The organism is Mesorhizobium sp. B1-1-1 (assembly GCF_006442955.1).
GTDB lineage: Bacteria > Pseudomonadota > Alphaproteobacteria > Rhizobiales > Rhizobiaceae > Mesorhizobium.
Genome location: NZ_VFWW01000026.1, coordinates 1 through 10153 on the forward strand (window position 1 = coordinate 1; position 10153 = coordinate 10153).

Sequence of the window (10153 nt, forward strand, 5' to 3'; positions counted from 1 at the left end):
AATCCAGCCAGCATCTTGAATCACAAACATCCGGTTTTGGGAATCCTACGATTCTCCCAAAATAGGAAATGCTCTAGAGGGCCGGACCCAACCGAACGGCGCTTCCATCATAGAAGCGTGACAGCCGAAAGCGGCTGAGATCATGCCCACTCGCGTTACCCTGAATCAGGTCGGAAACGACGCGACCGATTCCAGGTCCGATACCGAAGCCGTGACCACTCATTCCCGTGGCCACGAAAAGACCGACGACTGCCCGGGCGTGATCCACGACGGGGACGACATCGGGCATGGCGTCAATCATGCCTCCCCAGCCTGCCTTCAAGCGAACTGTTTCGAACTGTGGAAAAAGGCGTCTGAAATTGCGCTCTACAGAACGGAGGCCGGAGCGTTCAGCGGCCGGGTTGAGCACCCGCATTCTTTCGAAAGGACTCTGGGAATCCGGGGTCCAATCGCGCGGGGTCGACCAGCTATCAGGGTAACCCGATGGAGCGCACGGAAAGTAGCGGGTTCCGAGCGGATTGGCCATGAGGGCGGGAAGATACTTGGTGGCGTGCCGGAATGCGTCAGGTCCCAGGTAAAGCAAATTACTGCCTCCCGGGGCGAGCGTGTATCCGCCATCCTGTCGGCGCCTGAAAGCGATGTGTTCGTCCGCTGCCGCACCTGCATAGATTTCAGGCATAGGCTCCGTTGCGGCTACGGTTACCCTGACGCTGAGTTGGGGGATGGAGACGCCGTGTCTTCTCAGGAACAGCGACGACCAGGCGCCGCCCGCGACCAGTACGCTGGAGGTTTCAATGTATCCCGCCTCGGTCCACACTCCTCTGATCCTGCCAGCTGAGATTTCGAGGGTTCGCGCTGCGCAATTCTCTATGATCTTGGCGCCTTTTCGGACGGCAAGACGAGCAAGCGCAGGCACCGCCAACCAAGGCTCCGCACGCATGTCGGAGGGCGTCGTCATCGCGCCCTTGAACTTGCGCGACATGCCCTTGATGAGTTTCGCGGTTTCGTCTGCGTCCAGGAGGCGAGTGTCGAGCCCATGGATGGCGGCGATCTTCATGAACTCTTCGAAACCGGCCATGTCCTTGTCGGAGTTCGCCAGATAGGTCACACCTGTCTGGTCCAGCCCGATGTCTTCGCCGCATTCCTCAGCCAGTTGCCGCCATAGGCGAAAAGCCTCGATGACAATTGGCAGTTCATCTGCGTCGCGCCCCTGCTTTCGAATCCAGCCCCAATTTCGGGACGATTGTTCGGCCGCAACGCGGCCTTTTTCCAGCAGCGTGACCGGAATGTTCCGCTCCGCCAGGAAAAGAGCCGTCGTTACGCCGATAATGCCGCCACCAATGATGACCACCTCCGAACGCTTCGGCGGTGGGCCAGGATGTTGGATTGGGTCCATTTCGGAGAACGGGAATATGGGCAAATTGGGCATCCAGGAGGGCTGGTTGATGGCTTTGGCTTACTGGTTGCCACCCTCTAAAAGCCAAAGCAAGCGCGGTGCAGGCAGACCACTATCCATGACACTGCAATCGATCTTCCGGCAACGCCCGCAAGCGGTCGAACTCGGCCCCTCGGAGCGATTGGCTCTAACCCTAGGCAGGCGCTCCGGCAACCGACCCCCTGATCACCAGGTCGACCGGCCAGACCTCGCCGCGCGGGCCCTCCTCCAGGCCCGATATCCGTGCGGCCAGACGCTCGGCGATGCGGGCGCCGGCGAGCCGGATCGAGGAGCGCGTCGTCGACAGCGGTACGGAGAAATTCTCCGGCTTCAGCCATGGGAAGACGTCGTCATGTGCAATTAATGAGATGTCGCCGGGGATGCTCAGGCCGAGGTCGCGCACGGCGCGCACGACGCCGAGCGCCATGATCAGGCTGGAGCAGGCGATCGCGGTCGGCGCGCCGTCCTGTTCGAGCAGGCGCCGGGCGGCGCGATAGCCGTTCTCCTCGGTCATGGCAACGGAGCAGACATGGCGGTCGCCCAAGGTCAGGCCGCTCGCGGCGAGCGCCCGGCGCACGCCTCGCTCGCGATGCACGGCGAAGGTTTCGCGGTCATCGCCATTAATCAGCGCCAGCCGCCGGTGGCCGAGCTGGACGAGCAGCCGTGCCGCCTCGTGAAAGGCGCCCTCATTGTCGATGTCGAGATAGGGATAGTCGAAATCGAAACCTTCGCTGCGGCCATGGATGATGAAGGGTATGCCAAGCGTGTTGACCAGCGCCACGCGCCGGTCGGCCGGCGTCGGCGAGGAGATGTAGACGGCGTCGACCTGGCGGTTGGCGACGATGCGCCGGTAAGTCGTCTCCTGGTCGTCGGCGTCGGCGGGAGACAGCACCAGGTCGAGCTCGTGCGAGCGCGCATAATCGCCAAGGCCAGACAGGAATTCGACGAAGTGCGGGTCGATGTCGACGGCAGCACCCGTCGGCAAGACATAGCCGATCATTCCGGACTTGCCGGTCGCAAGCCGGCGTGCGCTCGGATTGGGGCGATAGCCATGGCGCTTGGCGGCGTCCATGACGCGCCGGCGCGTCTCTTCGTTGACCTCGGGATAGCCGTTCAGCGCCCGGCTTACCGTGGTCTGCGAAAGCGCCAGCATGTGCGCGAGTTGCTTCAGGTTCACGAGAGGACTCCATGCCTCAAAGCGCTTTTAAATTGAATCGACCCAAGCCCTGCGGCAGGCCCGTCATATCATGGCGACCATAGGCAGGCTTGGTGCAGGTTTGAAACATAAATTGCTGCTGCACTGCCAAAAAAGCATGCTGCAGCGCGATTTTCCAGGCGCCAGACTCCGGAATTAAATCGATTAAGTTACCACGCCTCTTGACTTCTGGACGATTCAATGGCGAGATCGAAATAGCCAAAGCGCTTTGGAAGACTCTTCGAAAGGTTGCGGTTCCTTTCCGACTGAGTCACAGTCCTGCGGCGTCGGCGGGCGGAATGGAGGTTCCGTCCGGTGTTTGTGACCCACTGGGAGGGAATACCGATGAAGAAAATGCTTATGCTGGGCGCCGCGCTTGCCGTGCTCGCCCTCGGCGCGCCCGCGCAGGCCGAGCTGAAATTCAAGCCGGGCGAGGACAAGCGTTTCAACTGGGCAAACTACGAAGAGCTCAAGAAAATCGACCTCAAGGGGGAGACCCTGTCGATCTTCGGGCCATGGCGCGGCGAGGACGAGACCCTGGTGCGCGGCGTACTCGATTATTTCTCGGAAGCCACCGGCGCCGAGATCAAATATTCCTCCTCGGAAAATTACGAGCAGCAGATCGTCATCGACACGCAGGCCGGCAGCCCGCCCAACATCGCCGTTCTGCCGCAACCCGGCCTGATCCAGGACCTTGCTTCCAAGGGTCTCTTGACGCCGCTCGGCGACGATACCGCCAAATGGGTCAAGGACAATTACGGCGCCGGCCAGTCATGGGTCGACCTCGGCACCTTCAAGGACAAGGACGGTAAGCCGGGCTTCTTCGCCTTCCCCTACAAGGCCGACGTGAAGTCGCTGGTCTGGTACTCGCCGGACAATTTCGAGGAAGCCGGCTACAAGGTACCGAAGACGCAGGAAGAACTCGCCGACCTCGAGAAGAAGATTATCGCCGACGGCGGCACGCCATGGTGCATCGGGCTCGGCTCGGGCGGCGCCACCGGCTGGCCGGCGACGGACTGGGTGGAAGACCTGATGCTGCGCACGCAGTCTCCGGAAACCTACGACAAATGGGTGAAGAACGAGATCCCGTTCAACGACCCGGCCGTGGTCAATGCAATCGACATCTTCGGCAAGATCGCGACCGACGACAAGATGGTGGATGGCGGCGCCAAGGCGGTCGCGGCCACAGATTTCCGCGACAGCCCCAAGGGCCTCTTCGCGGTGCCGCCGAAGTGCTACCTGCACCATCAGGCGTCGTTCATCCCGACCTTCTTCCCCGAAGGCACGAAAATCGGCCAGGACGCGGACTTCTTCTACTTCCCGCCTTATGCGTCCAAGCCCGAACTCGGCACCCCCGTGCTCGGCGCCGGAACGCTGGCGATGATCACCAAGGACTCGAAGGCCGCCCGCGCGTTCATCGAATTCCTTAAGATGCCGCTGGCCCATGAGATCTGGATGGCCGAAGGCGGTTTCGTGACGCCGTTCAAGGCGGTCAACAAGGATGCCTATGCCAGCGATGCGCTGCGCAAGCAGGGCGAGATCCTGGCCAATGCCTCGACTTTCCGTTTCGACGGGTCGGACCTGATGCCGGGCAAGATCGGCGCCGGCGCCTTCTGGACCGGCATGATCGACCTGGTCGGCGGCAAGTCGGCGCAGGACGTCGCCACCGACATTCAGAAGAGCTGGGACGCGATCAAGTAAGAGCCGCACCCGCGGAGGCCTAGGCTTCCACCTCCCGAGCGGATCCGGGCCAGTTGGCCCGGATCCGACCGGCCCCATCGCAACATCCCAGCCCGGCCAACCGGGACGGGTCAGATCCAGTCGTGACAGCGTAGACATTCCGGCATGCGGCGGGCACGGAGCCACACGCTTCCCTGCCTGCTCGCGCTCAACAACGAGATCGGCGCGCGGCGCAATCGCAAGGATCGTTTCCATCCTGGCGGGTCGTGCAGGGAGAGGGACCCATGGCGGCTCAGATTTTCTCGGCCATATTCGTCATCATCATCGGCGTCGGCGGCTGCGTCGCCTATTTCTGGGGCGCCAACAAACTGCTCGACGTCACCTTCCCCTCGCGCGGCGTCTCGGGCGCCGCCGCCGTCGACAATCTGCGCCGGCAAGGGCTGATCCGGCCCTGGCTGTTCGTCGGCCCGGCGATGATCATCCTGACCATCTATCTCATCTATCCGGTGGTCGAGACGCTGCGGCTGTCCTTCCTCGATCGCGGCGGCGCCAATTTCGTCGGCCTGGCCAATTATCAATGGGCTTTCGGCGACCGCGAGTTTCGCAATTCGATCCTCAACAATGTGCTCTGGCTGGCCGTAGTGCCCGCCGCCTGTACCTTCCTTGGCCTGATCATCGCCGTGCTTACCGACAAGATCTGGTGGGGCACGATCGCCAAGAGCCTGATCTTCCTGCCGCTGGCGATCTCCTTCGTCGGCGCCAGCGTCATCTGGAAATTCATCTATGAGTATCGCGGCGAAGGCCAGACGCAGATCGGCATCCTGAACGCCATCATCCAGCATTTCGGCGGCCAGCCGCAGGTCTGGATATCGCTGCCGTTCTGGAACAATTTCTTCCTGATGGTGATCCTGATCTGGATCCAGACCGGCTTTGCCATGGTCATCCTGTCTTCGGCGCTGCGCGGCATTCCGGAAGAGACGCTGGAAGCCGCCGTCATCGACGGTGCCAATCCGTTCCAGATCTTCTGGAAAATCATGGTGCCGCAGATCTGGGGCACCATCGCCGTGGTCTGGACCACAATCACCATCCTGGTGCTCAAGGTATTCGACATCGTCCTGACCATGACCAACGGCCAATGGAACAGCCAAGTGCTGGCCAATCTGATGTTCGACTGGATGTTCCGTGGCGGCGGTGATTTCGGCCGCGGCGCGACAATCGCCATCATCATCATGATCGCGGTCATTCCGATCATGGTCTGGAACATACGCCAGGCCAACAAAGAGACGGGAGGACATTGAGATGACCGTCGCGACCGGAAACTCCTTCGCCAGCCGCTTCGGCGTTCACATCGCCGTCCTGGTCTTCGTTGCGATCTGGACCATGCCGACGCTCGGCATCCTGGTATCGTCGCTGCGCGACAAGGACCAGATCATCGCCTCGGGCTGGTGGAACTCGTTCGCCAGTTCGACCCAGACCGAAGCTGGACGCCTGCCGCCCGCCTCGGCGCAGGTCGAGAAGGACGGCAAGTTCGTCCTCCAGGGCAACATTTTCGGCGATGGCGCCAAGCGCGAGATCAGCGCCTTCGGCGTCAAGTCGGCGGCACCGACGCAATATCCGGCCGGCACATCGGCCGATCTCGGCGACGGCGTTACCTTGCAGCTCAATGCCGACGGCAGCTTCGTCATGACCTCGCCCAAGGCGTTCGAGGGCGACCGCGGCCAGCGCGTCTACTATGCCTCCTCGGCGCCGCCGAAATTCACCACCGACAATTACAGGACCGTGCTGTTTTCGGAAGGCATCGGCCGCTCCTTCATGAACTCGCTGACCGTCACTATCCCGGCGACCGTCATCCCGATCCTGATCGCCGCCTTTGCGGCTTACGCTCTGGCCTGGATGCGCTTTCCCGGGCGTGCGCTTCTGATCGCGGTCATCATCGGCCTGCTGGTGGTGCCGCTGCAGATGTCGCTGATCCCGCTGTTGAAGCTCTACAACGGCGTCGGCGCCTTCTTCGGCGTGCCCTCCAAGACCTATCTCGGCATCTGGCTGGCGCATACCGGCTTCGGACTGCCCTTCGCCATCTACCTCTTGCGGAGCTACATTGCCGGCCTGCCGCGCGAGATCATGGAATCGGCGCGCATCGACGGCGCCAGCGATTTCGAGATATTCGTCAAGATCGTGCTGCCGCTGTCATTTCCCGTGCTGGCGTCCTTCGCCATCTTCCAGTTCCTGTGGGTATGGAACGATCTCCTGGTGGCGATGGTTTTCCTTGGCACGGAGGCGGATCAGATCGTGCTGACCGCCAAGCTCAATGCCTTGCTCGGCTCGCGTGGCGGCGACTGGGAGATCCTGACGACGTCGGCTTTCGTGACCATCATCGTGCCGCTGATCGTGTTCTTCTCTTTGCAGCGCTATTTCGTCCGCGGGCTGCTCGCAGGCTCGGTGAAAGGAGGCTGAAACCATGCAATCCGCTTTGAAAGCCAGTTCGAGGCCCGATCTCGCCGTCGATAGCGACTGGTGGCGAGGTGCCGTGATCTACCAGATTTATCCGCGCAGCTACCAGGACTCGAATGGCGACGGCATCGGCGACCTCAAGGGGATCATCGGGCGGCTGCCCTATATCGCCGCGCTCGGCGCGGACGCCCTCTGGATCTCGCCCTTCTTCAAATCGCCGATGAAGGATTTCGGCTACGACGTCTCGGATTACTGCGACGTCGACCCGATGTTCGGCACGCTGGCCGATTTCGACGCGCTGACGGCGGAGGCGCACAGGCTGGGGCTGAAGGTGATGATCGACGAGGTGCTGTCGCACACCGCCGACATCCATCCCTGGTTCAGGGAAAGCCGATCGAACCGCAGTAATCCGAAAGCCGACTGGTACGTCTGGGCCGATCCCAGGCCGGACGGCACGCCGCCCAACAACTGGCTGTCGATCTTCGGCGGATCGGCCTGGCAATGGGACACCAGCCGCCAGCAATATTACCTGCACAACTTTCTCGCGGAACAGCCGGACCTCAATTTCCACAACGGCGAAGTCCAGGACGCGCTGCTCGACGTGACCCGCTTCTGGCTGGAGCGCGGTGTCGACGGGTTCCGCCTCGACACCATCAATTTCTACTTCCACAGCCAGGGGCTGGAAAACAACCCGCCGCTGCCGCCGGAGCAGCGCAACGACCAGACCGCACCCGCGGTCAATCCCTACAACTACCAAGACCACATCTACGACAAGAGCCGTCCGGAGAACCTCGGCTTCCTCGAACGCTTCCGCGCCCTGCTCGACGAATATCCGGCAACGGCCGCGGTCGGCGAGGTCGGCGATTCACAGCGCGGACTGGACGTTGTCGCGGCCTATACAGCCGGCGGCAAGCGCGTGCACATGTGCTATTCCTTCGACTTCCTGGCGCCGGAAAAGATCAGCGCCGCCAAGGTCCGTTCGGTGCTGGAAACCTTTGGCAAGGTTGCCAGCGACGGCTGGTCGTGTTGGGCCTTCTCCAACCATGACGTGATGCGCCCGGCCTCGCGCTGGGCCGCCAACGAAGCCGACCCGACCGCCTATCTCAAGGTTATCTCGGCATTGCTGATGTCCTTGCGCGGCTCGGTCTGCATCTATCAGGGCGAGGAACTGGGGCTCGGCGAAGCCGAATTGCGGTTCGAGGATCTGCAAGATCCCTACGGCATCCGTTTCTGGCCGGAATTCAAGGGCCGCGACGGCTGCCGCACGCCGATGGTGTGGGACGGCAGCGCCAGGAATGGTGGCTTCTCCCAGGCAAAGCCGTGGCTGCCGGTGCCGGCCAAGCACCTGTCGCAAGCCGTCAATGTCCAGCAAGGCGATGAGCATTCGCTGCTCGAACACTACCGGCGCTTTCTCGGCTTCCGCCGTGCCCATCCGGCGTTGGCCAAGGGCGATATCAATTTCATCGAAAGCCAGGGCGACACTGTCGCCTTCACGCGCCGCGCGGGCAACGAGCAGATCGTCTGCGTCTTCAACCTGGGATCCGGGCCAGCGGAGGTTGACCTTGGCGGTCGATCGCTGCAACCTTTGCCCGGACACGGATTTTCGGGACAGCAGAGCTCCGGCTCCATCCGCCTCGGCGGCTACGGCGCCTGGTTCGGGCGCATCGACTGAATTCTAGGGACCACTGGAGGGAAACATGGCCGATGTCACGCTGAGGCAAGTGAAGAAATCATACGGCAATCTCAACATTCTGCACGGCATCGACCTCGACATCAAATCGGGCGAGTTCATCGTCTTCGTCGGGCCGTCGGGTTGCGGCAAGTCGACATTGCTGCGCTCGATAGCAGGGCTCGAGGAGATCACCTCGGGCGAGCTCAGAATAGCCGGCGAGGTGGTCAACGACGTGCCGCCGTCGAAACGCGGCATCGCCATGGTGTTCCAGTCCTACGCGCTCTATCCGCATATGACGGTCTACGACAACATGGCGTTCTCGATGAAGATCGGGAAGGAAAGCAAGGCCGAGATAGACAAGCGCGTGCGCCAGGCGGCAGAGATCCTGCAGCTGACCAACTATCTCGACCGCCTCCCCAAGGCGATGTCGGGCGGCCAGCGCCAGCGCGTGGCCATCGGCCGCGCCATCGTGCGCAACCCGAAGGTGTTCCTGTTCGACGAACCGCTGTCGAACCTCGACGCCGCGCTGCGCGTCGCCACCCGCATCGAGATCGCCAAGCTCAAGGAATCGATGCCCAACACCACCATGATCTATGTCACCCACGACCAGGTCGAGGCGATGACGCTGGCCGACCGCATCGTGGTGCTGAAGGAGGGCCATATCGAACAGGTCGGCACGCCGATGGAACTCTACAAGAAACCCGGCAATCTGTTCGTTGCTCAGTTCATCGGCTCGCCGGCCATGAACATCCTGCCGGCGACCATCGACAAATCGGGCAATCCGACCGCCATCAGTCATGTCGGCGGCCGCAAGGCTACGGTGCCGATCGCGACGCCGGCCTCGGCCAAGGGCGCGTCGGTGAGCTTCGGCGTGCGGCCGGAGGACCTGACGATCGCCGGCGGCACGGACTATCTGTTCGAAGGAACGGTGGATTATGTCGAGCAGCTCGGCGAGGTGCAACTCGTCTATGTCGACATCGGCCGCGCCGACCTGCCGCTGGTGACCAAGCTGCCGGGCAATGTCGAGGTCAAGCGCGGGGCGACACTGCGGCTGAGCGCCGACGCCGGAGACCTTCATATCTTCGACGCGGATGGACGATCCTTCGCGCTGCACGAGACGGAAGCGAAAGCGGCCTGAGAGCAGGCCATGAATTAATTGCCGGTCACGCAAAAACAGGAGCGGCGGGCAAAGCCCGCCGCTCGTGTTTGGTGTCAGCTTCGGCTGTTAGTGGCCGAAGAGATTCCGGTCACTGCCCTGAGGGGCGGACTTGTGTACATCGCCCGACGAATTGAGCAGCTTGTAGACGGGCGAGCCGCTGTCGCGGATCGAAGCCGTGTGCGCATTGTCGACCGAGGTGACGGCAGGCTGATTGGCGCCATTGGAGCCATAGTTGTCGCTGCTGGCGAAAGCGCTGCCCGAAACGGCCAGGACGGCGGCGGCAGCAAGGATGATCTTCTTCATTTCAAGTCTCCTGAATTTTCGAATTTCGCCAGGACGGCGGAAGGCCCGCCGTCAACTGGAGATCGGCTGTTAGTTGTTGCCGAAGAGGTTGCGATCGGCACCCTGAACAGGCGCCTGGGCAGACGGCGCCGACGTCTTGGTCGAAGCGGTGTATGAGCTGTCCGTCGAAGTGGCCGCGGGCTGGTTGGCGCCATTGGAGCCATAGTTGTCGCTGCCGGCGAAAGCGCTGCCCGACACGGCCAGGACGGCGGCGGCAGC

The 10153-nt window shown here is 62.2% G+C and carries 10 protein-coding genes; 5 read left to right on the plus strand and 5 right to left on the minus strand.

What is annotated here, in order from left to right:
• Positions 1-73: 73 nt before the first annotated feature.
• The 3 genes from FJ986_RS30215 to FJ986_RS30225 all read right to left on the minus strand — a co-directional run bounded on the left by FJ986_RS30215 (position 74) and on the right by FJ986_RS30225 (position 2853).
• On the minus strand, positions 74-1420 hold the full coding sequence (locus FJ986_RS30215) for an FAD-binding oxidoreductase (protein ID WP_140501202.1): 1347 nt from the start codon (positions 1418-1420) through the stop codon (positions 74-76).
• 169 nt (positions 1421-1589) lie between these two features.
• Entirely contained in the window at positions 1590-2612 is a 1023-nt protein-coding gene (locus tag FJ986_RS30220; RefSeq protein WP_140501204.1) for a substrate-binding domain-containing protein, read from the minus strand.
• A gap of 16 nt (positions 2613-2628) precedes the next feature.
• Positions 2629-2853 carry a hypothetical protein gene (locus FJ986_RS30225; protein WP_140525610.1) on the minus strand — a complete coding sequence of 75 codons (225 nt, stop codon included), beginning with the start codon at positions 2851-2853 and terminating at the stop codon, positions 2629-2631.
• Positions 2854-2975: 122 nt separating this feature from the next.
• Between FJ986_RS30225 and FJ986_RS30230 the strand changes: the two genes are divergently transcribed.
• The 5 genes from FJ986_RS30230 (at position 2976) to ugpC (ending at position 9571) form a co-directional block, all read left to right on the plus strand.
• Positions 2976-4331: an ABC transporter substrate-binding protein gene (locus FJ986_RS30230; RefSeq protein ID WP_140633684.1), complete on the plus strand. Its 1356-nt coding sequence runs from the start codon at positions 2976-2978 to the stop codon at positions 4329-4331.
• Positions 4332-4594: 263 nt separating this feature from the next.
• Complete coding sequence (locus FJ986_RS30235; protein ID WP_140501210.1) at positions 4595-5608, plus strand: sugar ABC transporter permease; 1014 nt, start codon at positions 4595-4597, stop codon at positions 5606-5608.
• 1 nt (position 5609) lies between these two features.
• Positions 5610-6764 (plus strand): carbohydrate ABC transporter permease, encoded by a 1155-nt coding sequence (locus FJ986_RS30240; RefSeq protein ID WP_140501212.1) that lies wholly within the window; start codon positions 5610-5612, stop codon positions 6762-6764.
• A gap of 4 nt (positions 6765-6768) precedes the next feature.
• Positions 6769-8433, plus strand: a complete 1665-nt coding sequence (locus FJ986_RS30245; RefSeq protein WP_140676911.1) for an alpha-glucosidase — start codon at positions 6769-6771, stop codon at positions 8431-8433.
• 25 nt (positions 8434-8458) lie between these two features.
• Positions 8459-9571 carry a sn-glycerol-3-phosphate ABC transporter ATP-binding protein UgpC gene (gene ugpC / locus FJ986_RS30250; RefSeq protein ID WP_140525615.1) on the plus strand — a complete coding sequence of 371 codons (1113 nt, stop codon included), beginning with the start codon at positions 8459-8461 and terminating at the stop codon, positions 9569-9571.
• Between the two features lie 87 nt (positions 9572-9658).
• Here the strand turns inward: ugpC and FJ986_RS30255 are convergent, their stop codons facing one another.
• Together FJ986_RS30255 and FJ986_RS30260 are read right to left on the minus strand one after the other, a co-directional pair.
• A complete protein-coding gene (locus FJ986_RS30255; protein ID WP_140501218.1) occupies positions 9659-9895 on the minus strand; it encodes a DUF680 domain-containing protein in 237 nt (78 codons plus the stop codon).
• Between the two features lie 69 nt (positions 9896-9964).
• Positions 9965-10153, minus strand: a 189-nt coding sequence (locus FJ986_RS30260) for a DUF680 domain-containing protein (RefSeq protein ID WP_140676914.1), incomplete at its 5' end; no start/stop codon positions are given.

Bases quoted from the DNA above. Each gene is read 5' to 3' on its own strand.
- FJ986_RS30235 (WP_140501210.1), top strand. From the start codon at position 4,595: ATGGCGGCTCAGATTTTCTCGGCCATATTCGTCATCATCATCGGCGTC.
- FJ986_RS30230 (WP_140633684.1), top strand. From the start codon at position 2,976: ATGAAGAAAATGCTTATGCTGGGCGCCGCGCTTGCCGTGCTCGCCCTC.
- FJ986_RS30255 (WP_140501218.1), bottom strand. From the start codon at position 9,895: ATGAAGAAGATCATCCTTGCTGCCGCCGCCGTCCTGGCCGTTTCGGGC.
- ugpC (WP_140525615.1), top strand. From the start codon at position 8,459: ATGGCCGATGTCACGCTGAGGCAAGTGAAGAAATCATACGGCAATCTC.
- FJ986_RS30245 (WP_140676911.1), top strand. From the start codon at position 6,769: ATGCAATCCGCTTTGAAAGCCAGTTCGAGGCCCGATCTCGCCGTCGAT.
- FJ986_RS30240 (WP_140501212.1), top strand. From the start codon at position 5,610: ATGACCGTCGCGACCGGAAACTCCTTCGCCAGCCGCTTCGGCGTTCAC.